The sequence below is a fragment of the Mycobacterium sp. IS-3022 genome, assembly GCF_001500065.1.
Lineage (GTDB): Bacteria > Actinomycetota > Actinomycetes > Mycobacteriales > Mycobacteriaceae > Mycobacterium.
In genome coordinates this window covers 119,613-140,337 of sequence record NZ_LQIN01000005.1, presented here as the reverse complement: position 1 = coordinate 140,337, position 20,725 = coordinate 119,613, and the positions used below count along the sequence as shown (strand labels likewise).

Below are 20,725 nucleotides of genomic sequence, written 5' to 3'. Positions count from 1 at the left end.
ACTTCGGGGCAATGTTGACTCTGCTCACATCAGATTCTATCGTGCTATGTAAGCAATGCACACATTGGAGGGAAACCGTGATGATGGCATCGAGCGCGGGTTCGAGCGAGGGCATGGTCGCCGATATGGTCGACGTTGATCTGGGCGGTCGCAAGATCGCCGTCCCGAAGGGCGGGCTGTACGACCGCTACCGGATGAACACCGACCTGGATGCGGTCGCCGTGGACCCGCGCGTGCGCAGCGTCGACTTGTTCCGGACGCTCCCCAAAACGCAGGTCCAGTCGGCGATTGGTCCGACTATGACGCCGAACTTCTACTATGCGATGTCGAAGGCGCAGATCAACTACCTCGCTCCGACGAAGGCGCTGCGGTCCCGGCTTCCTCGTGAGTTGGACCCCCTGCAGATCGCCCCGGGTGTCGGGTTGTTCTCCGTGGTGTTCTTCCGCTACGACCTGTGCGACATCGACTTCTACACCGAGGCCACCGTCGGCATCGCGGTCCGCCCCGCACGACACGGCAAGCTCCCTACCGCCGACCTGCTGTCCGCTCTGGCCAACGACGCGATGCACGCCTACGTCCTGTCGCTGCCGGTGAACACCGAGATCGCCCAGGTCCGCGGACACGACGGCTACGGCTTCCCGAAATGGGTCACAGAGATAGACGTCGACATCGACGAGCAGCGGACCACGGCCCGGGTGGCCAACGACGCCGGTGGCACCGACATCGCGCTCGACGTCGCAACCCCGAAGCAGAAGCAGATCCCTACCGGAACCCAGGTCTCGACACTGATCTCGTACACCGAACTCAATGGCGGCTGGAACGCCACGCTGAGCCAGGCCAACACCCTGTCCGTGGGCAGCAAGCTGTTGCCGAAAGACGCGTCAGTGGAGTTGGGTTCCGGACGGTTGACCGACGACATCCGCTCCCTCAAGCCGATCAAGGCGCTGCGCTTGGACGTCTTCACCGAGTGCCAGAACGCCCTGCACATTCCCGTACCCGTCTCGTTCCCGGCAAAGTAGGTTCACCCGATCAAGTAGGAACAAGCAATGCAGACCGTCCTGGGAGCCAACGGCCAGATCGCCGAGGAACTTACCCGCTACTTGCACGACAACGTCACCGAGGACATCCGCCTGGTCAGCCGCAAACCCGTCAAACTCCACGACACCGATCAGCTGTTCCCCGCCAACCTCATGGACGTCGACGCCACAGCAGACGCCATCGCGGGCACCGACGTCGCGTACCTGACTGTCGGGCTGCCCATGGACTCCACGCTGTGGGAGCAGCAGTTCCCGGTGATGATGGCGAATACCATTGCCGCCTGCCAGAAACACGGCACCAAGCTGGTCTTCTTCGACAACACGTACATGTACCCGCGGACCTCCGCGTCGCAGGTCGAAAACACCCCGTTCCAGCCCGTCGGCCGCAAAGCGGCCGTGCGAGCGCAGATTGCGACCATGCTGCTCGACCAGATGCGCGCAGGCACCATCGAGGCTGTCATCTGCCGAGCACCGGAGTTCTACGGACCTGGCAAGACCAAGAGCCTCACCAACTCCGCTGTGTTCGACCGCATCAAGCAGGGCAAGCGGCCGATGATCCCGATCAACGCCCACACGGAAAGAACCCTGATTTGGACCCCGGACGCCAGCCGCGGCATGGGTTTGATCGGAAACACCCCCGATGCCTACGGCCAGACCTGGCACCTACCAACCGATCCCGAACGACTCACCTATGCGCAGATGATCGAGATCGCCTCGGACGTCACCGGGCGTGACATCCGCTATACGACGGTCCCGGAGATCGCGTTCAAGGTCAGCGGATTGTTCAACCCTGCAGTCAAGGAAGCGTCCGAGCTGCTGCCCCGCTACCGCGGCGACAACATCTTCGACTCCTCGAAGTTCGCCACCCGATTTCCCGATTTCAAAGTCACGACATACCGGGACGGGATCGTCGACATCCTCAACGATTGACCGCTGCGCAAGCCGCACGAATGTGGTCTGCCATCCACAGCGTCGATCGCCTATGCGCGGCGTCCATCCAAAACGCTGACATCCGCATCGTCGTAGCCTGCCGGGCACAATGAGCGGCTGCGCGCATACAGGACTTCCGGGTGTCCGCTCATGCCAGGACCGCGCTGAAGGTCCAATCCAGCACCGGTCGTCCATCAGCGCCGCCGGAGTTGGCATCGGCTGTGACGCGTAGATGTGCCAGCCCGCCGCCGTCCGGAAGGGGTTCCAGGCCCTGCACGGTAACCACCGAGCTGATCATGTCGCCTTCGTGCACCGGGCCGACATGATCGCAGCCGGCCCAGCCACCGACTGTGACCATCGCCGGCAGCGCTCGGACCGACTGGTTCAAAGCCAGACCGATTGTGTGGCCCCCATAAACCAGACGGGAACCGCCTGCTGCGACGGCGTCGTGGTGCACTGTCGCGAGATTGCCGGTCAGTCGCGCCAACTCGGGGGCGGACGAAACCAGTTCGGCCCCTTCGACATTCCACGTCTGGCCCACCTGCAGATCCGCGAAGTGCGGGCCGGCGACGCGCTCCTTGAAAGGGGCGAGGTTCCAGTCGGCGATACCCGCGGTCAGGTCGGCGAGTGTTGACTGACGCCCGATGACGGCGAGATCATCTCGTGGCCCGTCCTCGACAGAATCGTCCGGGGAGAGCGGCAGCATTGCGCAGCGCCAGTACTCAAGCACCACCTGGCCGTGCTGGTCGGTGGTCACGATGTGCAATGCGGCCAGTCCCGTCGGCCGCCTGCCTTCACGCCGGGTGTTTTCCTTGAGCCCGTCAACCGTGGTGACCGTCGAAAGAGTGTCACCGACCACGGGGTACCGACGGAACGCCAGACCCCGGTAGAACAGGTTGGCCTTGACATGTTGAGTCACCGTCGTGGATTGGCCAATCGAGGTGTCCCACACCACGGCCGGGGGGACCAGGCCCCGGTGCCCTGTCACATCCTCAGCGAGCGTGTCGTCCAGAAACAGTCGGAGGCGGTTGCCGACGATGGCATGGTGGGCCGCCACCAGGCCGTCGGTAAGGGTGACGGCGGGCGAATCTGCGAACTCCATGCCCACCTTGAGTTCATCGAAATACGGCCCGCGCACATGGCTGGTTACGTCTGACATGCTGCTCCAGGAGTCGACTTCCTGGTCGGACTGTACTGGCGAATTGCTCTCCCCTGACAATCGCATCGGAAAGCGGTCGCCCTCAACTGACGCGCGTGACAAGGAAGCACACGGCTGGCTGGACTGGCGGCAGCGGCATCCACTCGATGATGGCAAGCCCGCAACGGCCCGACGAGACGGTTGGCTAGCCTGCCAAGGGTCGCGAAAGACGATCTCGCCGAGGGGACGAATAGACATCGCCGTTGCAAGTTTCTAACCTGTCCGAGACACATGTAGCCGGGCCGAGCCCCGGCCCCTGCAACGAAGGATCCTGACAATCCGAATGAGTCGGGCGGGCCACTCTCTTCGACGAACAGTGGGCGGGTTTGCTGCCGCGGTCATGGTCCTGGCGATGTCCTTGGCGGGCGACGTAAATGCGGATCCCGCGGCCGACGCGCTTGCCAAGCTCGACGAGTTGTCACGTCAGGCACTGCAGAGTCGGGAAGCCGTCACCGTCGCGCAACGCGACGCCGCCGCAAAACTGGCCGCCCAGACCGCCGCCGAAGACCGGCATCGCGCAGACCAGGCAACCCTCGACGCCGCGAACTCCCACCTCGCTCCCCATCAAGCCGCGGCCGACCGGGTGGCGGCGATGACGTACGTGAGTGGACGCACCGGCCAGTGGGCGGCGTTGCTGACGGCAAGCTCCCCGCAACAGCTGATCGACCGGCTGACTCTGCAGCGGGCGGTGGCCGCTGTAACGGCCGATCAGTTGAAGGCCTTTCGAGTGGCCCGTGAGCGCGCGGCCGCCGCCGCCAACGCCTCAGAGAAATCGGCCACTGACGCCCGCGCCGCGGCGGAGCAGTCTGTTGCAGTGCGCGCAGACCTGCAGGCGAAATTCAGAGAACTGCAGCGTCAGATCGCCGCTGCGGAGGCTCAGTACGCGGCGTTGACACCCGCGCAACAGGCGGTGGTCGACAACGCGGCGACATCACCGCCACCGCAGGCTGCGCCCGCGCCGGCCAACCCTCTACTGAACGCGATGCCCGGCCAACCTCCCCCGGCCGCTGTCCCTCCCCCCGCGGCGGCCGTGGAGATCCCGGAGGCGCTGCCCGTGGGAGTCGCCTACGAGGCCGGGCTACAGCCCAACACCATCCTGGCTGCCCGCGCCGTCAGCCACCGGTTCCCCCAGATCGCCGAAATCGACGGGGTGCGGCCGGACTCGAAGCCGTGGCATCCGAGCGGCCTGGCGATCGACATCATGATCCCCAATCCCGACAGCCCTGAGGGCATCGCCCTCGGAGACGAAATCCTCGCGTTCATGATGAGCAACGCGAGCCGATTCGGTTTGCAAGATGTGATCTGGCGCGGCACCTACTACACGCCGAGCGGTCCTGCAGGATCGGGTTACGGTCACTTCGACCACGTGCACGTCACCACGACACCACGCCGCTGACCCACGAATCGCGTCACGACGCACCGTATGAAGCGCGGCACCGCATTGCCGCCCTCACGGATGTAGATTCCACTGGCCGCAATCGCTGGCCAGGACGTCGTTGACGTCGACGCGGATGCCCCCGACCACCGGTCCCGGATTCGAGGCGGTGTCGATGATGCGCTGGTACAACACCGCCGCGGGGTAGATCTGACCGCGCGACCAGGACCGCGTCTGCCACGCCCAGACGTGGCCGGGCGATTTTGAGCGCCCGATGACACCATCGGCCGCGGCCCACTGACAGGGATTGATTCCTCCGTAGATACCGGTGCGCTGCGCGCCGAGTACCGAGTTGATTCCCCGAAACCACGGCAGCGCCAGATCGTTCCACGTAGTGCGGTCGATATCGTCGTCGACGCTGAAGAAGATCGGTGCGCTCCGGCCACCACCGGCCGCGGTGTGCAGGTGCCAGGCGGTGCGCGCGTCGGCGACACCGCCGGCGTAGCCACGCGTGAAGTCCGACGGCGCTGTCCCTCCCGGCTTTCCGTATTGGTAGTTGCTGACGATGACCAAACCGGCGGCGGTCAGGGACTTGGCGTAGGGCAGGGTGATCGGCTTGGCGCCGAAGGACGAGCCGGGCCGCGACGTGGATACGTAGTTGATCACCCCGGAGTGGCCGGCGGCTCGGATGTCTTGGGGCGGAATCTGGCGCATGGCGTAGTCGATGAGAGTTGGAGCGGCGGCCGAGGCGGCAGGCCCGCCGACGCCTGTCGCGGCGGCACCCAACCCGGCCAGCGCCGACGCGGCGGCTGCATACCGCAATGCATCGCGCCGGGAGACCGGGCGCGATGGCCGAAGGCTATGTGTCTCCGGCGGGCCCTCCACGGCAGGATGTTAACAATGAGACTCCTGTTAACGGTGTAGCCACGCCGGGCGAGTCTCCGATGTCGCGAAGCCGTGCGAGAGTGGCGCTTTCGGCGTCCGCGATCGCGGCCACACCTGCTACCGCGGACTGGGTGGTCGGGGTGAACCGCCTTAATTTCAAGCCGATCCGCAGTCGCCGAATTGCACTCGAACCGGTGTGGCGGCAGACATACTGCAGGCGATGTCGGAATCGGGTAGCGGGCCGTTCGAGGCACTGGTCGCGAGGCTGGACTATCCGATGTTCTTGGTCACCACGCGTGCCGGTGATGACACCGCAGGATGTCTGGTCGGGTTCGCCAGTCAAACCAGCATCAATCCATCGCGTTTCATGATCGGCCTGTCGAAAAAGAACCACACATTTCGTGTGGCGCAGAACGCGACACACTTGGCCGTCCATGTGGTAGCCCGCCGGCATCTCTTATTGGCGCAGCTGTTCGGCAGCGAGACCGGCGATCGCATCAACAAATTCGACCGCTGCGCATGGCACAGCGGGCCCCAAGGGCTACCGGTTCTCGATGACGCCGACGCGTGGTTCATCGGGGTGATACGTCGTCGCTTCGATCTCGGCGATCACGTCGGTCACTTACTTGAACCTGTAGCCGGCGAATCGCCAGATGCACTCGACGACTGGGTCACCTTCGCTGACGTTCGCGACCTGACGCCGGGACACGAGGCCTGACCCCAATCATTGGCGCTGAGATCGGCGCCGGTTTGGCGACCGTTGAGCGCCTTTGGCTAGGCGAGTGCTGTGGCAGGATACCTGGCGTGCTCGGTCATATTGGGCTGAATGTTCCGGATCTTGCACGCGCGCAGGCATATTACGGCGAACTGTTGCCGTTGCTGGATTTCGAGGTGTTCCTCGCTGCGGATGATCAGTGCGCCTATAAGCCCGCGGGCGGAAAGCCCGGGACGTATCTGTTCTTGTATCCGGCCGCAGAGCCGACGTCGTACTCGCGCGACAAGACGGGCCTGCAGCACTTGGCTTTCATGGTGAAGACGCGGGGAGATGTCGATCGGGTACATCGCCACGTGCTGTCACGAAACGGAAACGTGATCCATCCGCCGCGGTACTTTCCGGAATACCCGCCGCCGTATTACGCCACGTTCTGGCTCGATCCCTTCGGGATCATGCTGGAAGCCGTGTGTCATTACGATCGCGACTGATCCGAGGTGGCCGGGCCACTCTTGGCGTCGGCCGCATCTCACGCACAACGGAATGCGGGCGGATCGCACACGCTTTAGTACCGAATTGCTGGAGCCGGCGCGAACGATGTGGTGCGCGACCTCCACAAGCGGACGGATGTCGGCCGGCACTTCGACTGATCAATGCTTGCGGGCGACCGCGGATCGTGGGCCACCGGACGAACCATCGCTCACCGCGTTGAGCAGCGCCGTGGTGGCGGCCGACGGCAGCGTTTGCCCCGAGAGGGCCAGCACGTGGCTCAGCGGCATCGACGCCACCATGCGCAGCAATTCGGGGTGCTGCTGCAGCGTTGATGCGTGATCGTTGTCGCTTTCCGCCATCCATCTCAGTAATGCCTCGCGTCCGTCCGAGCTGGCCATCCACTCGCCGATTGACGAGTCGAGCGTCAGGGGTAAGGCGGGAGCGGGCACGGTGAGGTCGATGTCGACCGTCAGACGCAGGTCACGTGAGGACGCGCCGACTGCAATCCGGAAGGTGCCCGGCTCGACGGTCCATGCCCGACGCTCGTCGTCCCAGAACGCGAAATCACGCTCGACCAATTGGATTTCGATCTGACGGCTTTGCCCAGGAGCCAAATGCACTTTGCGGAATGCCTTGAGTTCCCGCTGCGGCCGGTCGACCGACGCGGCGAGATCGCTGACGTAAATCTGGGCGACGTCGCTTCCGGCCCGGTCGCCGGTGTTGGTTACGGTGAACGACACGGTCGCCTCGTTCAGATCGGGATCCGGCACGTCAGCACGAAGGTCGCCGTAGTCGAAGGTGGTGTAGGACAGCCCATGTCCGAATGGGTGGGCGACCGGGCGATGTGTCGCGTCGTACCAGCGGTAGCCGACGTAGTGCCGCTCGCCGTAGAGCACCCGCTGCGCGGTGCCGGGGAAGTTGCAGTAGGCCGGAGTGTCGGTCAACGCCAACGGAATCGTCTCGGCGAGCCGCCCGCCCGGTTCGGCCAGTCCGAACAGGATGTCGGCAGCCGCACCGCCGCCTCCTTGTCCTGCTAACCACATCTCGAGGACGGCGCGGGCGTGCTGCTCGACACCGGCGGTCAGCACGACACCGCCGTTGTTCAGGACCACCGCGATGTTGGGATTCACGGAGGCCACTGCGTCGAGCACTCGGAGTTGATCGGCGGGCAGTTCGAGCGTCGTGCGGTCGAAGCCCTCAGATTCGGAGGCGTCAGGTAGGCCGAGGAACATCAGTACGACCTCAGCGTCCCGTGCCGCCGCAACGGCATCGGCGAGCAACGCTGCGGACGCTGAGTCGTCGAGGGCGAACCCGGGTGCGAATCGGATCTCGCACCGACCGTCGACGATGGCCGTCAGTTCGGTCAGTGCTGATTCGACGCGGGTTGGCCGCACGTGGGAGCTTCCGCCTCCTTGGTAGCGCGGGGTCCGGGCGAACTCCCCGATGACCGCCACCGGTCCGGGAAGGGCCGAATCAAGCGGAAGCAGACCGTCATTGGTGAGGAGCACGGCCGATTCGGCGGCAGCCCGGCGAGCCAGTCGATGATGAGCGTCCCGGTCGACCACCCCGATGTCTGTGCCGCGGTTGTCGAGCAGACGCGCTGCCATCGCCAGGATCCGCTCAGCGGCTCGGTCGACAACCGACTCCTCGAGAGTTCCGCTGGCGACGGACTGCAGCACGGTCGCCGCTGCCGCACCGCCGCGGGTCCCGGGCATGACGAGATCGAGCCCGGCTTGCAGGGACGCAATCGGGTCGACCACCGCGCCCCAGTCGGACACGACGACGCCGGCGAACTGCCAGTCGGCCCGAAGGATCTCGGTGAGTAGCCACGGATTCTGGGCTGCCGGAACACCGTTGACGGCGTTGTAGGCCGCCATCACCGTGGCCGGCTTTGCGTCCCGAACGATGTGCTCGAATGCCGGCAGGTAGATTTCACGCAGTGTCCGTTCATCGACCTCTGCGCTGACCCGCATGCGATTGGTCTCTTGATTGTTGGCCGCGAAGTGTTTGACCGATGCGCCGACACCGCAGCGCTGAAGACCGCGCACCCATGCGGCGCCCAGTTGGCCCGACAACACCGGATCTTCGGAGAAGTACTCGAAGTTGCGTCCGCACAACGGGCTCCGCTTGATGTTCACGCCCGGGCCCAGCAGGACGTCGACTCCCAATGTGCGGCTCTCTGCGCCCAGCGCGGAGCCGATCTCATCGAGCAGTCGCGGGTCCCATGATGATCCGGTCGCCGCTGCCGTCGGGAATGCCGTTGCCGGCTCGCACTCGTAGAAGTCCTGCGGCGCAGCACCTTCAGCCATCCGCCGCACGCCGTGCGGTCCATCGGTCAACGTCAGCGACGGCACGTTCAACCGATCGATCCCCACTGTCGACCACATGTCGCCGCCGGTGACGAGCGCGGCCTTCTCCGCAAGCGTCATCTCCGCGATGACCGTCTTCGGGTCGAACATCACTGGCCTTTCGTTCGACCATCAGCCTGTCATGCGCTGCGCGTGGTGATGGCTTGTTCCGGTCAACCGAAGGTGGATTCAGTGTCGACAGCTACCGTCAATCCGACGCACTCATGTCCCCAGTCGCCGGGATGCCGTCGGCGAGACCGTAGCGCAAGTACACGGTCCCCTTGGGACTGACTGCCGGTGGTTCGAGGAGCGCGACGTTGGTGGGCACGGTGCCGTCGTCGAAAACCTTCTTTCCGACGCCGAGCATGATCGGGTGCACCCAGAGGTCTATACGGTCGAAGAGCTTCTCGCGCAGCAGGGTCTGCACCAGGTTCAGGCTGCCGACCACCTTCACGTGCTCGTGCCGGTCACGGACCTTGCGCACGGCGTCGCCCAAGTCGGGGCCCAGCTGCGTAGAGCCGGCCCACGAGAGGTCGGGCTTGCCGCGCGAGGCGACGTACTTCGGCACACGGTTGAAGAGCGTCGCGATCTCACCCTCCTGGTGGGGCCAATAGGCGGCGAAGATGTCATACGTGCGCCGCCCGAGCAGCAGCGCGTCTGTGCCCTCGTATGCATCCGCGATCTGGGCGCCGGTGGTTTCCTCCATCAGCGGCGCCTGCCATCCGCCGAACGGAAACCCCACCGGGTCCTCGTCGGGACCGCCGGGTGCCTGCCCCACGAGATCGAGGGTGGCGAACAGCTCTAGGTAGATGAGGCCCATGCGCGGACTCCTGATACGTCGTGGTCACTGTCAACAAATAGACCCGCGGCTGCGGGCAGAGTCATCGCTGCGTTGGCATGCAAATTCCCACCCCGCTAACACGGCCGTAGTCGCCGACGATCACAGGGGTATGCCTTCGTTTCGCGCTGCCGGCGCGCTCGCCGTCGCGCTGACTGTGCCCTGGTTGTGGGCGGCAACGGCGCACGCGGAGGGCTTCGCACAACTCGACCGAGTTCCGGTCGTGGCTTCCTCGACGTGTGCCGGCACTGTCAGCGCCGAGGCACAGGTGGCCCCCGTGCAGGTCGGCGATCGTGTCGAGGATGGTGTCCGCGTTGCCATTCACTACGACGCCGGCGTTTACGACGGTTCGTGCGCACTCACCGTGAGCGCCGACTGGGTGAATCTCGACACTGGTGCGTCGGGAAGCCGCGACATCACCGCCGTGTCGACGATCGACGGGCACTACGGTTTCATCGGTTACGCCAGCACGACGTTCGAGACCGGTAGTGGCACGGTCGTCGTGACTCTCAGCTCCCATCCGGGTGCCGAGATGCGCATCACGGCTTAGAGACCTACGCGCCTCGGCCCCAACCATCGGCAAGTGCCGCACGACTAGAGTTCGTAAGGTGCTCGAGTTCTGCGAGATGGCGTGGGAGGCGGCATGACGCTCGCGACTGAGTTGTGGACGGAGAACGCTGAGGTGGTGGCCGAGGTGCTGGCCAACCCGTTCGTACGGGGTATCGGAGACGGCTCGCTGGACCGCGATCTCTTCGCGGGCTATATCGCACAGGATGCGTTTTTCCTCGAATCGTTCGCCCGTGCCTATGGTTTGGCGTTAGCCCGCAGCTCGGACACGGCCACGTTGTTGACGTTCGCCGATCTGCTCGCCGGGGTGCGTGAGGAACTCGGGTTGCACGCCTCGTATGCGGCCTCGTGGGGGATCGACATGGCTGGCGTCGAGCCTGCCGCCGCGACGCTGGCCTACACCGAGTTCCTGCTGGCCACCGCCGCCACTGGTGATCTCGGGGTGGTGTGCGCGGCGATGACACCGTGCATGCGGCTCTACGCGCACATCGGGACCACGTTGGACGCCGACAGCGCCGGGCCGTACGCCCAATGGGTGCAGACCTATGCCGATCCGGGCTTCGAGGAAGTGGCTGCACTGCTGGAACGACTGCTCGATCAGCACGCCGACGACGTCCCCGCCGCGCGTACCGCCTATCGGCGGGCGATGCGGTTGGAGCTGGCGTTCTTCGACGCGGCCCTGCTGCCTCGGGGCTGATGACGCGGCCGGCGATACGCAGATTCCCCGGGCGCGACCATAACCGTTAGAGGGAGCGCGCGATGATTTCCTTCATGATTTCGTTGGTGCCGGCGTAGATCTTCTGGACCCGGTTGTCGGCCCACGCCCGGGCGATCGGGTACTCGGTCATGTATCCATAGCCGCCGTAGAGTTGCAGGCATTCGTCGAGCGCGGCCATCGAGCGTTCGGTCGTCCACCATTTCGCCATCGCGACCGTCGGGATGTCGAGTTCGCCGCGTAGATGCCGCGACACGCAGTCGTCGACGAACACCCGTGCAATGCGCGCCTCGGTGGCCACTTCGGCGAGTTTGAACTTGGTGTTCTGGAAGGCGAACAGCGGCTTGCCGAACGCGTGCCGGTCCTTGGTGTATTGCACGGTCTGCGCCAATGCCTCCTCGACGCCGGCAACCGCACCGACCGCGATGATCAACCGCTCCTGCGGCAGTTGGAGCATGAGCTGAACAAACCCTTGGCCCTCCTCGGTGCCGAGCAGGTTCGACGTCGGAATCCGGACATCCTCGAAGAACAGTTCGGAGGTGTCCTGGCCCTTCTGGCCGATCTTGTCCAGCACGCGTCCGCGCCGGAACCCTGGTCGGTCGGCCTCGACCAGCACCAGCGAGATTCCGCTCGCACCTTCGGAGGTGTCGGTCTTGGCGACGACGACGATCAGATCGGCCTGAGCACCATTGGTGATGAAGGTCTTCGAACCGTTGACCACATACTCGTCACCCTCGCGGATAGCTTTGGTCTTGACAGCCTGCAGATCTGAGCCGGTACCGGGCTCGGTCATCGCGATCGCCGCGACCACCTCGCCGCTGGCCATCTTCGGCAGCCACTGCCGCTTCTGTTCGTCGGTGCCGTACGCGTTGAGGTAGTGCGCGACGATCCCGCTGTGCACCGACTGGCCCCACGACGTGTCGCCGATGCGCGCCTGCTCCTCCATGAGAACCGCTTCGTGCGCGAAAGTGCCTCCGCCGCCGCCGTATTCCTCGGGGATCGACATGCACAGCAGGCCCAGCTCACCGGCCTTCGTCCACAACTCGCGGTCGACATGATGCTGATCGATGAACCTCTCGGCGTTGGGCTTGATCTCCTTCTCGCAGAACGATCGGGCGAGTTCGCGGAGCGCGTCGAGATCGTCGTCGAGCCAGCTGGAGCGGTATTCGGTCATGTCGTCACTTTCTGGACAGCGCGGTAGTCGGGGTAGTGCAGGTCGGCCATCTGGTTGAGGTACTGGGTGGCGAAGCCGGGATACATGGTGGCGTTGAAGCCGTCGTCGGTCAGATACCAGCTGCGGCATCCCGAGTTCCAGGTCGTCTTCGCCAGCCGCTGCTGGAGCTCTTCGTTGAAGCGGCGTTGGGCATCGTCGCGGACGTCGAGGTACTTCAGGTCCCATCGGTTCAACGTCCGGATCGCCCGCACCGCGTATTCGATCTGGGCCTCCATGTACACCAGCGCCGAATTGTGACCCGGCCCCGAGTTCGGACCGAAGGTCAGATACAGATTCGGATAGCCGGCGACGCTTGTGCTCTTGTATGCGTAAGCGCCGGAGGACCATTCGTCGCCGAGTGAGCGCCCGCCCAGCCCGGTGACGGGGAACGGCGTGTCTGCCTTGCACACATCGAAGCCGGTGGCGAAGACGATCGCGTCGACCTGGTGCTCGATGCCGTCGGAGGTGCGAATTCCATTGGGGCACAAGCTCGCGATCGGCCAGGTGATCAGCTTGCAGTTCTCCTGGGTCAGGGCGGGGTAGTAGTCGTTGGTGACCAGCAGCCGTTTGCAGCCTGCGGTGAATCGCGGGGTGAGCTGGCGTCGCATCCACGGGTCCTTGACCTGTAGGCGCAACTGCATCTTCGCGATTCCCTGCAGCGCGCGAGTCATCACCGTCGGCCACACCAAGCCGAGCGCCATGAACTCATGGGCCCAGAACACACCTTTGCGCGCCGCGCTCTGGGTGACCGGAAGCTGCCGGTAGAGCCGCTTGTTCCACTCCGGCGTGCGGTACTGCAACCTCGGCAGCACCCAGCCCGGAGTGCGCTGGAACACCTTCACCTGCGCGGCGGTCTTGACCAACTCGGGGATGATCTGCACCGCGCTGGCGCCGGTTCCGATGACGGCGATTCTCTTGCCGCTGAAATCGTATTCGTGATCCCAACGGGCGCTGTGGATCTTCTTGCCCGTGTACGTCTCGAGGCCGCGAATCGCTGGCAGGCTCGCGTTCGACAGCGGTCCCTGGGCCATGATGACCGAGACACCGGAATAGGTTTGTCCGGCAGCGGTGGCGATCGACCACACGCCGTCGGACTCATCGAACGACAACGCGGTGACTTCGGTGTCGAACCGGATGAACCGGCGCAGGTCGAATTTCTCGACCATCCACTCGATGTAGCCCAGGATGTCGTTGCTGCCCGAATATCCTTGTGGCCAGTCCGGATTCTGGGCGAACGAGTACGAGTACAGCAGCGACGGGATGTCACAGGCGGCGCCGGGGTAGGTGTTGTCGCGCCAGGTGCCGCCCACTGCGCTGGCACGCTCGAGGATCACGAAGTCCTCGATGCCGCTCTGGCGCAGCCGGATTGCCGCGCCCAGCCCGGCGAAGCCGGCGCCGATGATCACCACTGAGGCGGTCATGACGCCACCGGTTCGGGGGTGAGCTCCCGGATCCAGGACGGCACTGGCCGCAGCATCCGCTTCGGGTAGCGAGCCGACAGCGCGATCAGCGGGTCGGCGATGAACCGTCGGAACCGCACGTTGCTCTCGACGACCAGATTTCCGTGGCCCCGCACGATGCGGTACATGGGGTTGCGGCTGGTGTACTCGCTGCGGTCGCCCACGTTGGAGAACCGTTTGATGGCCGCGAACAGGCTCTCCTCCTTGAGTCCCATCGCGACCACATTGTCACGCATCTTCGACAGCAGCGGGGTGTAGATGAGCACGCCGACCAGGAAGGCGGGGCTGGCCACGGCGCCGACGGTGTTGATCAGCAGCTTGCGGGCAGGTGCGTTGCCGAGCAACTCCAACGCGTGGAAATCGACTGCGAGGTGCCGAGATTCGTCGGCGTTGATCAGCTTGAACGCTTCGTGGCACACCGGGTCTTTGACCTCGTCGAGGAGAAATTTGAGCAGGGCGCCGTCCAGCGCCACCTCCAGCATCGGAATGATGGTGCCGAGCATGCTCAGCGATGCCTTGTCGGCGTAGGTGTCGAGCCAGTCGATCGCGAGGCGGATGTTGATGTTCGGTTCGGGAATCTCGTCTTCTTCGAGCATGCCCCACCGGCGCATCAGGGCCAGTTCGGCGTTGGCGTGGCGCTGCTCTTCGGCGTGGAAATACCGGTAGATCTCGGCGAGAGTGTCGTCGGGCGCCTTCAGGGCCAGCGCGGCGAATCCGCGGGCACCGACCTGCTCGATCCACACCAGGTCCGACATGAATTCCTTGAGTTTGGGACGCTGCTCGTCGGTGATCAGTTCGGCACCCGGGGCGTCCCAGTCGATGTCGCCGAGCGCCCACTGTCGGTCCTTGATCTTGGCCAACATGTCGGACAGGTCCAAGGCCATGGCGAACTCCTCTGTGGTCGTTGTCTTTTCAGGCGGTGAATGGTTCTCGGGCCGCCCCGAACTCAAGGTGGTCGGCGAGGAACGTGCCGCTCTGCTGGATTGCGGTGCGTGCCTCGGGAACGAAGCGGAACATCGCGGGGAAGACGTGGATCTGTCCGCGGGCGACGTGCAGGATCACCGTCACGCCGGCGTCGCGAAGGCACTGGGCGAGACGACGTGAATCGTCGAGCAACATCTCGGTGCTGCCGACGTGGATCATCGTCGGCGGGAAACCGGCGACGTCGGCGTCGAGCACGGACAGCAGTTCTTCGCAGGGGTCGGCGTCGCCGACGTAGAGCGCGAATGTCGGTGCCACGCGTCGCGCCGGGGCGAACGCATCGCGTCGTCGCCCGTCCAGTGCGAGAGCCAACGCGCCGGTGAGATCCAACGCCGGTGAATACAGCAGCACCGCCGCCGGATCCGGGAGGCCGTGACGGCGCGCGGCCAACGTCGTGGCCACCGCCAGCTGACCACCGGCCGAGTCGCCCGCGACCGCGACAGTCCGCCCGGTCGACGTCAGCCATTCGTAGGCGGCCAGGGCGTCGTCGGCGGCGCACGGGAAGCGGTGACGCGGCGCCTTGCGGTACTCGACGGCGAACACCGGGCGACCGGATGACGCCGAGAGCTCGCCGATCAGGCCCCGGTGAGTACGTGGTGAACACGCGACGAAGGCGCCGCCGTGGATGTAGAGCACGGCCGCCCCGTCGGGGTCGACGCCGGGGGCGCACACCCACTCGCCGCGGACGCGTCGCCCGTCGTACGCGGTGTCGACCGGCGTGGTCGTCAGTCCTCGGCGCGGCGCGGAGGCGACGGCGAGAAACGCCCGCAGGATGACATCGAGGCCGCAGACTCCGACCGCGTTGGACGGAAGCAGCGCAGTGAAAGGTCGCATCACCGCCGCGCTCAGCGCGAACAGCGCCCTGCTGGCGACGCTCGGCCCGGCGATTGCCTTGGCCGTCGTCGCTGCGGCAGGAACCTTGGAAGCTCCATTGCGTTCCATGGAGAACGAAGGTACATATTGAGTGTGTTTGTTTCAAGGGGGAGGTGCAGGCCGTGAAGTACACCGGTTTGCTCGCAAAGGCCGTGCAACGATTCGGGTCGCCGGCCGTCGAGGGCACCGGCGAACGCATCCTCGACGCCGCGTTGAAACAGTTCGAGCTGTTCGGCATCAACCGCTCGACCGTGGAAGACATCACCCGACGTTCCCGCCTCGCCCGGGTCACCATCTACCGGCACTTCCCCAGCAAGGACGACATCATCGAGGCCGTTCTGCTGCGCGAGCTCGAGCGGTTCCTTGCCGACCTGCGCGACGAGGCCGCCCGCTATTCCGAGAAGGAAGACAAACTGGTCGAGGGGTTCGTCTTCACCCTCAACACACTGCGTCAGCACGCGTTGCTGCAGCGGATACTGGCCACCGAACCCGAAACCGTGCTGCCGTTCTTGACCGTCGAAGGTGACGGCGTCGTCCAGACGGCGTCATCGTTTCTCGCGTACCAACTGTCGGTGGAACTGCCCGACGACGACCGCACGCAGCTGGAACTGCTCGAGGTCTCGGAGGTGACGGTGCGAATCATCTTGTCGTTCCTGCTGACACCGTCGGGGAACATCGCACTCGGCGACGACGATGCCGCCCGGGCCTTCGCGCGCCGCTATCTCGTCCCGCCGCTGCTGGGCCTGACCGCGACCTGAGTTGCCCCGGTCATCACCGAAATCGGTGCTGTAAGTCGGCGTCGATCTGGCCGTGCTCACGGTTCTTGGTCTCCGGTACTTAGAGCGAGACGAACCACAGCCCCAACGCGCAAATGAATGCAAAGATCCAAAACGTCTGGCCCTGTCCGATCGCGTTCACCACGGCTAGGAACACGAGCCTGACGAACACCGCACACCGTTGACGGCTTTACATTACGTAGTGTAAAGATAGTGCGCATGCGGCGACTCACATTGACCCGGCGCCGGTGACGAGGGCAGAACCCGTGCGCGGTCGTCCACGTGATCCGCGCACACAGCAGGCCATCATGGCGGCCACGCGTCGACTGTTGGCGCGCGACGGCTACGACCAGGTGTCCATCGAGTCGATCGCCCGCGAAGCCGAGGTGAGCCGACCGACGGTGTATCGGCGCTGGCCGTCGAAGACCCACGTCGTTTTCGATGCGGTGTTCGGTCCCGCGGACAGTGCCGAGGTATTGACGGGCTCGGGTGAATTCCACTCAGACCTAAGACAATTCGTGGACGGCGTGTTCAGGTTTTGGCGCGAACCCGTGGTGGCCAGCGCCACCATGGGCATCCTGGCTGACCGCCACCGCGACCCGGCACTCGTCATCCGTACGCAGCAACTTCTCGATGAGCAGACCCGCCACGACTTCGCGGCTTTGGTGCGGTCGGGCATCGAGCAGGGGCTGGTCCGGCCCGACCTCGACGTCGAGATGGTCTACGACGTGCTCGTGGGCACCACGTTCTACGCCGCGCAGGTGCTGCAGCGCGACGACGGCGACGACGTCGTCGGCAGACTCTGCGCGCTGGTCATGCAGGGAGCCGGAACCACAAGTGAGGAGAATCCGTGAGCAATGTGCAACCGGCCGACGACCTTTCGGCAGCGTTCGCTGACCTACTCGACGAGGTCCGCGCCGTCGAACAACGGGTGCGCGACGCCGATCCGCCACTGGACGAGCCGGACATCCTCGACGGCTACCGGCTGGCTTTCAGCCTGCTGCGGGTCGCCGTGGACGCCTACGTCTGGGGCGACAAGGACAAGCCCATCCTGGTCGATGTCATCAGTCCCTACCTGAAATGGGGCGGCGACAATTCCGATGCCTTCTACCAACTCTCGCCGATCGATCCCGACCGCCGATATCGCGTCAGCGGCAACCGTGGCGACGCCGTCTATCTGTCCATGACCGTCTACGGCGGCCCCGACGACGGGCGCTACAGCGACCGGATCGTCGGCACCATCAATGACCGGGCCCTGGATTTCGACGCCGACGGCAACTTCGAGTTCACCCTGAGCGCCACCGCACCCGAAGCCGGCGCGTGGCTCAAACTCGAGCCCGACGCGGTGTTCGCCCTCACCCGCGACTACATGGAAGCGCCCGAGGACGGTCGGCGCCCGGTATGGAACATCGAGGCGATCGATCCGCCGGCCCGTCGGCACGACGACCGTGCCGATCTGACCCGCCGCCTGCGCGCGGCGCGGACGTGGCTCAACGAGCAGTGCAAGATGCTGCCCGTTCGGGTGGAGCCGCCCAACGAGATTCACGAACCTTTCCCGGTGCCGACCCAGTCCTACGGATGGGCGGCCGGCGACGCCGCATACGCCATGGGCGCCTACCACCTAGAACCGCACCAGGCGCTCGTCATCGAGGGCACCTCACCGGACTGTGTGTTCTGGAATCTCTGTCTCTGGAACCCCTTTCTGCACACCTACGACTACACCCACGAGCGGGTCACCATCAACGGCGCCCAGGTCAGCTATGAGGACGACGGTTCGTGGCGAATCGTGATCAGCGATCAGGATCCGGGGCACCCGAACTGGGTGTCGACCGCCGGTAGGTCCAAGGGCTTGATCTGGCTGCGCTGGTTCCTGCCGGAGGAGACCCCCGCCCGTCCGCAGTGTCGCGTGGAGGATGTCGCGGAGTTGCGCTCGTGATCGACGGGGTGACGCGGCCGGCGTCGATCAGGCTGACGGACCTTGCCGATCCGGTGTATCCGGCGGACGCGCAGCCCATGCGTCAAGCGTTGGCCGCCTACGGCGCAACGCTGGAACTGTCACCGCAGGTATTGCTGGCGGCGGCGACCGAGCGCACAGGCCTCGCCGACTGGGGCGACCCGGGTTTTCGGGAACGCCTCGACGTGCTGTGCGGCGCGCTTGTCGAGGAAGCCGGGCTCTCCGACACCGGCACCGCCGTCGTGTTTGAGCAGTTGGTGGGCAACCTGGTGAATCGGCTTCGGTTGGCGGCCTTGATCACCGAGCACCCGGAGATCGAAGACATCCCGATCGAGCGTCCGATCATCATCTGCGGACTTCCGCGCACCGGAACGACCCATCTGCACAACTTGATCGCCGCCGACCCCGCGATCCGTTATCTGCCGTACTGGGAAAGCCTCGAGCCGTTCCCGGCGCCGGATGAACACGATCCGCAACCCCGGCGGGAGCGATGCGCGACCGGCATGGAGCTGGTGAACACGTCGATGCCCGAGTTCAAGCGGATGCATGACATGACCGTCGACCATGCGCATGAGGAGATCCAGCTCCTGGCGAACGACATCTCGGGGATGCTGTTCGAAACCACTTATCACGTACCGAGTTTCGCTGCGCACTACAAGGCGAACGACCAGGCACCGTCGTATGCGTACCTGAAGCGCAGCCTACAGGCGTTGCAGTGGCTGCGCGGTGGAACGCGGTGGGTGCTGAAGTCGCCGCAGCATCTCGAGCAGTTCCCGACGCTCGTCTCGACGTTCCCTGACGCCATCTTCGTTGTGACGCATCGAGATCCGGTCGAGGTGACGCAGTCGATGGCGACCATGGTCAGCTACGCGGCGCGGATGGCGTGTGCCCGCCCGAACCCGCACAACATTTCGCGCTACTGGCTCGACCGTGTCGAGGACCTGCTGAACGGCTGCGTGCGTGACCGCGACGCGTTGCCCGCCGCGCAGTCGGTCGACGTGCGGTTCGAGGAATTCATGGCCGACGAGGAAGGCACCATCGCGGCGATCTACGAACTCGCCGATCAGCCGTTCGGGGTGGACTCGCGCGCTGCGATGGCGCAGTTCCGATCAGATCACCCGCGCGGCCGCTATGGCGGCGTGCTCTATCAGCCCGCCGACCTCGGGCTGGACACCGACGAGATCGACAGCCGACTGAGCGCCTATCGCAGCCGGTTTCTCACCAATCGAAGGCTGGAGGAACGATGAATCAAACTACACCGAAACCGATCTCGTCGAGAGCATGGGTGGCCACCAGCCTGGGTGACCCGGCCAAGGTGCTCGAGCAGCAGACGGTGGACGTGCGGCCTCCGGGGCCCAACGAGGTCCGAGTCGCCGTGCGCGCCTTCTGCCTGAACTTCAACGACATCGACATCATTCGAGGGCGCTACTCGACACTGCCCCTGCAACCACCGTTCGTGCCGGGCATGGAGACGGTCGGAGTCGTCGAAAGTGCGGGGCTGGGTGCCGAGCATCTTGTCGGTCGACGGATCGTCGGTATTCCGGTGATGGCGTTCGGCGGCTACGCCTCCTACGCGATCGTCGACGCGGCGACCGCTCTGGAGCTGCCGGACTGGATCAGCGACACCGACGGTGCGGCGCTGCACTACCCGTTCCATCTGGGCTGGTTCGCGCTACGGGAACGGGGCCGACTGCAGCCCGGCGAGACGTTGTTGGTGCACGCGGCTGCCGGTGGAACCGGCTCAGGCGCTTTGGTTCTCGGAAAAGCGCTGGGCGCTCGGGTGATCGCGACGGCCGGTAGCGATGAGAAGGTGGCCTTCTGCAAGGAACTCGGCGCCGATCACGCCATCAACTACCGGCGCGGCGACTGGGTCGATGAAGTCATGGAGTTGACCTACGGCCGTGGTGTTGACGTCGCCTTCGATGCGGTCGGTGGCGACGTGACCGTGCAGACGTTCCGGTGTATGGGGCTCAACGGGCGCCATCTGATGGCGGGCTTCGCCGAGGACATCGCGCTCGAGGACGGCGACTACATCTCACCGCGGCCGATCGCATACGGCAACTTCGACGTGTGTGGCGTGTGTCTGGTCTACGTCACCGATCCGCTCGCCGTCCGTCGCACCCTGGGGTTCAATTGGCCGGCGCGCTCCGACGGAATCGACGCCCATACCAGGATCCTCGAAATGATTCGGACCGGGACGATTCGGACCGTCGTCGGCGCCGAGGTGCCGTGGGCGGAATTGCCGACCGCCCTGGAGCGCATGCAAGCGCGCGCGACCACCGGCCGTCTCGTGGTGACGACCGGAGCACACGGCTAACCAGTTAGGCGGCCGCCTCGGCAGCGCGTCCAGAGCAGCGGTACCACCGGGCCG

General features: G+C 65.1%; 20 protein-coding genes. 12 read left to right on the top strand and 8 right to left on the bottom strand.

Annotated features, from left to right (window positions below):
* The first annotated feature begins 80 nt into the window (after window positions 1-80).
* The gene (locus AU188_RS06485; RefSeq protein WP_082686518.1) at window positions 81-1,019 is read left to right on the top strand and encodes an acetoacetate decarboxylase family protein; all 939 of its coding nucleotides are present in this window, start codon (window positions 81-83) and stop codon (window positions 1,017-1,019) included.
* Window positions 1,020-1,046: 27 nt separating this feature from the next.
* Entirely contained in the window at window positions 1,047-1,967 is a 921-nt protein-coding gene (locus tag AU188_RS06480) for an NAD-dependent epimerase/dehydratase family protein (RefSeq protein ID WP_059162908.1), read from the top strand.
* 148 nt (window positions 1,968-2,115) lie between these two features.
* Here AU188_RS06480 and AU188_RS06475 read toward each other — a convergent pair whose 3' ends face one another.
* The gene (locus AU188_RS06475; RefSeq protein WP_059162907.1) at window positions 2,116-3,126 is read right to left on the bottom strand and encodes a MaoC family dehydratase; all 1,011 of its coding nucleotides are present in this window, start codon (window positions 3,124-3,126) and stop codon (window positions 2,116-2,118) included.
* Between the two features lie 322 nt (window positions 3,127-3,448).
* Here AU188_RS06475 and AU188_RS06470 point away from each other — a divergent pair, with 322 nt between their 5' ends.
* A complete protein-coding gene (locus AU188_RS06470; protein WP_059162906.1) occupies window positions 3,449-4,561 on the top strand; it encodes a coiled-coil domain-containing protein in 1,113 nt (370 codons plus the stop codon).
* A gap of 54 nt (window positions 4,562-4,615) precedes the next feature.
* On the opposite strand, the gene AU188_RS06465 is transcribed toward AU188_RS06470, so the two are convergent.
* Window positions 4,616-5,425 (bottom strand): DUF1906 domain-containing protein, encoded by an 810-nt coding sequence (locus tag AU188_RS06465; protein ID WP_059162905.1) that lies wholly within the window; start codon window positions 5,423-5,425, stop codon window positions 4,616-4,618.
* 220 nt (window positions 5,426-5,645) lie between these two features.
* Here AU188_RS06465 and AU188_RS06460 point away from each other — a divergent pair, with 220 nt between their 5' ends.
* Both AU188_RS06460 and AU188_RS06455 read left to right on the top strand, forming a co-directional pair.
* Window positions 5,646-6,143 carry a flavin reductase family protein gene (locus tag AU188_RS06460; RefSeq protein WP_059162933.1) on the top strand — a complete coding sequence of 166 codons (498 nt, stop codon included), beginning with the start codon at window positions 5,646-5,648 and terminating at the stop codon, window positions 6,141-6,143.
* 86 nt (window positions 6,144-6,229) lie between these two features.
* The gene (locus tag AU188_RS06455; RefSeq protein ID WP_059162904.1) at window positions 6,230-6,628 is read left to right on the top strand and encodes a VOC family protein; all 399 of its coding nucleotides are present in this window, start codon (window positions 6,230-6,232) and stop codon (window positions 6,626-6,628) included.
* A 159-nt stretch (window positions 6,629-6,787) separates the two neighbouring features.
* Here AU188_RS06455 and AU188_RS06450 read toward each other — a convergent pair whose 3' ends face one another.
* Together AU188_RS06450 and AU188_RS06445 are read right to left on the bottom strand one after the other, a co-directional pair.
* The gene (locus AU188_RS06450) at window positions 6,788-9,088 is read right to left on the bottom strand and encodes a beta-glucosidase (protein WP_059162903.1); all 2,301 of its coding nucleotides are present in this window, start codon (window positions 9,086-9,088) and stop codon (window positions 6,788-6,790) included.
* Between the two features lie 97 nt (window positions 9,089-9,185).
* Window positions 9,186-9,797 carry a dihydrofolate reductase family protein gene (locus AU188_RS06445; RefSeq protein WP_059162902.1) on the bottom strand — a complete coding sequence of 204 codons (612 nt, stop codon included), beginning with the start codon at window positions 9,795-9,797 and terminating at the stop codon, window positions 9,186-9,188.
* A 130-nt stretch (window positions 9,798-9,927) separates the two neighbouring features.
* On the opposite strand from AU188_RS06445, the gene AU188_RS06440 reads away from it, so the two are divergent.
* Window positions 9,928-10,365 carry a hypothetical protein gene (locus AU188_RS06440; protein ID WP_059162901.1) on the top strand — a complete coding sequence of 146 codons (438 nt, stop codon included), beginning with the start codon at window positions 9,928-9,930 and terminating at the stop codon, window positions 10,363-10,365.
* Window positions 10,366-10,458: 93 nt separating this feature from the next.
* On the top strand, window positions 10,459-11,079 hold the full coding sequence (locus AU188_RS06435; RefSeq protein ID WP_059162932.1) for a TenA family protein: 621 nt from the start codon (window positions 10,459-10,461) through the stop codon (window positions 11,077-11,079).
* A 46-nt stretch (window positions 11,080-11,125) separates the two neighbouring features.
* Here the strand turns inward: AU188_RS06435 and AU188_RS06430 are convergent, their stop codons facing one another.
* From AU188_RS06430 to AU188_RS06415, 4 genes are read right to left on the bottom strand one after another with little or no spacing between them, the layout of a single operon-like run.
* Window positions 11,126-12,271: an acyl-CoA dehydrogenase family protein gene (locus tag AU188_RS06430; RefSeq protein ID WP_059162900.1), complete on the bottom strand. Its 1,146-nt coding sequence runs from the start codon at window positions 12,269-12,271 to the stop codon at window positions 11,126-11,128.
* The gene (locus AU188_RS06425; protein WP_059162899.1) at window positions 12,268-13,731 is read right to left on the bottom strand and encodes a flavin-containing monooxygenase; all 1,464 of its coding nucleotides are present in this window, start codon (window positions 13,729-13,731) and stop codon (window positions 12,268-12,270) included. The genes AU188_RS06430 and AU188_RS06425 overlap by 4 nt, the downstream gene beginning before the upstream one ends.
* On the bottom strand, window positions 13,728-14,654 hold the full coding sequence (locus tag AU188_RS06420) for a hypothetical protein (RefSeq protein WP_059162898.1): 927 nt from the start codon (window positions 14,652-14,654) through the stop codon (window positions 13,728-13,730). The genes AU188_RS06425 and AU188_RS06420 overlap by 4 nt, the downstream gene beginning before the upstream one ends.
* A gap of 28 nt (window positions 14,655-14,682) precedes the next feature.
* On the bottom strand, window positions 14,683-15,585 hold the full coding sequence (locus AU188_RS06415) for an alpha/beta hydrolase (protein WP_502687591.1): 903 nt from the start codon (window positions 15,583-15,585) through the stop codon (window positions 14,683-14,685).
* 161 nt (window positions 15,586-15,746) lie between these two features.
* On the opposite strand from AU188_RS06415, the gene AU188_RS06410 reads away from it, so the two are divergent.
* From AU188_RS06410 to AU188_RS06390, 5 genes are all read left to right on the top strand, one after another.
* Complete coding sequence (locus tag AU188_RS06410; RefSeq protein WP_059162930.1) at window positions 15,747-16,382, top strand: TetR/AcrR family transcriptional regulator; 636 nt, start codon at window positions 15,747-15,749, stop codon at window positions 16,380-16,382.
* A gap of 326 nt (window positions 16,383-16,708) precedes the next feature.
* Window positions 16,709-17,254 carry a TetR/AcrR family transcriptional regulator gene (locus tag AU188_RS06405; protein ID WP_082686523.1) on the top strand — a complete coding sequence of 182 codons (546 nt, stop codon included), beginning with the start codon at window positions 16,709-16,711 and terminating at the stop codon, window positions 17,252-17,254.
* Entirely contained in the window at window positions 17,251-18,336 is a 1,086-nt protein-coding gene (locus tag AU188_RS06400) for a DUF1214 domain-containing protein (RefSeq protein ID WP_059162896.1), read from the top strand. The genes AU188_RS06405 and AU188_RS06400 overlap by 4 nt, the downstream gene beginning before the upstream one ends.
* Complete coding sequence (locus tag AU188_RS06395) at window positions 18,333-19,601, top strand: sulfotransferase family protein (RefSeq protein ID WP_059162895.1); 1,269 nt, start codon at window positions 18,333-18,335, stop codon at window positions 19,599-19,601. The genes AU188_RS06400 and AU188_RS06395 overlap by 4 nt, the downstream gene beginning before the upstream one ends.
* Window positions 19,598-20,671: an NADPH:quinone oxidoreductase family protein gene (locus AU188_RS06390; protein ID WP_082686516.1), complete on the top strand. Its 1,074-nt coding sequence runs from the start codon at window positions 19,598-19,600 to the stop codon at window positions 20,669-20,671. The genes AU188_RS06395 and AU188_RS06390 overlap by 4 nt, the downstream gene beginning before the upstream one ends.
* The last annotated feature ends 54 nt before the right edge of the window (window positions 20,672-20,725 follow it).

Coding starts and splice junctions, on each gene's coding strand:
- AU188_RS06435 (WP_059162932.1), top strand. CDS start 10,459: ATGACGCTCGCGACTGAGTTGTGGACGGAGAACGCTGAGGTGGTGGCC.
- AU188_RS06430 (WP_059162900.1), bottom strand. CDS start 12,271: ATGACCGAATACCGCTCCAGCTGGCTCGACGACGATCTCGACGCGCTC.
- AU188_RS06475 (WP_059162907.1), bottom strand. CDS start 3,126: ATGTCAGACGTAACCAGCCATGTGCGCGGGCCGTATTTCGATGAACTC.
- AU188_RS06425 (WP_059162899.1), bottom strand. CDS start 13,731: ATGACCGCCTCAGTGGTGATCATCGGCGCCGGCTTCGCCGGGCTGGGC.
- AU188_RS06450 (WP_059162903.1), bottom strand. CDS start 9,088: ATGTTCGACCCGAAGACGGTCATCGCGGAGATGACGCTTGCGGAGAAG.
- AU188_RS06480 (WP_059162908.1), top strand. CDS start 1,047: ATGCAGACCGTCCTGGGAGCCAACGGCCAGATCGCCGAGGAACTTACC.
- AU188_RS06485 (WP_082686518.1), top strand. CDS start 81: ATGATGGCATCGAGCGCGGGTTCGAGCGAGGGCATGGTCGCCGATATG.
- AU188_RS06415 (WP_502687591.1), bottom strand. CDS start 15,585: ATGCGACCTTTCACTGCGCTGCTTCCGTCCAACGCGGTCGGAGTCTGC.
- AU188_RS06440 (WP_059162901.1), top strand. CDS start 9,928: ATGCCTTCGTTTCGCGCTGCCGGCGCGCTCGCCGTCGCGCTGACTGTG.
- AU188_RS06420 (WP_059162898.1), bottom strand. CDS start 14,654: ATGGCCTTGGACCTGTCCGACATGTTGGCCAAGATCAAGGACCGACAG.
- AU188_RS06405 (WP_082686523.1), top strand. CDS start 16,709: ATGGCGGCCACGCGTCGACTGTTGGCGCGCGACGGCTACGACCAGGTG.
- AU188_RS06445 (WP_059162902.1), bottom strand. CDS start 9,797: ATGGGCCTCATCTACCTAGAGCTGTTCGCCACCCTCGATCTCGTGGGG.
- AU188_RS06390 (WP_082686516.1), top strand. CDS start 19,598: ATGAATCAAACTACACCGAAACCGATCTCGTCGAGAGCATGGGTGGCC.
- AU188_RS06470 (WP_059162906.1), top strand. CDS start 3,449: ATGAGTCGGGCGGGCCACTCTCTTCGACGAACAGTGGGCGGGTTTGCT.
- AU188_RS06460 (WP_059162933.1), top strand. CDS start 5,646: ATGTCGGAATCGGGTAGCGGGCCGTTCGAGGCACTGGTCGCGAGGCTG.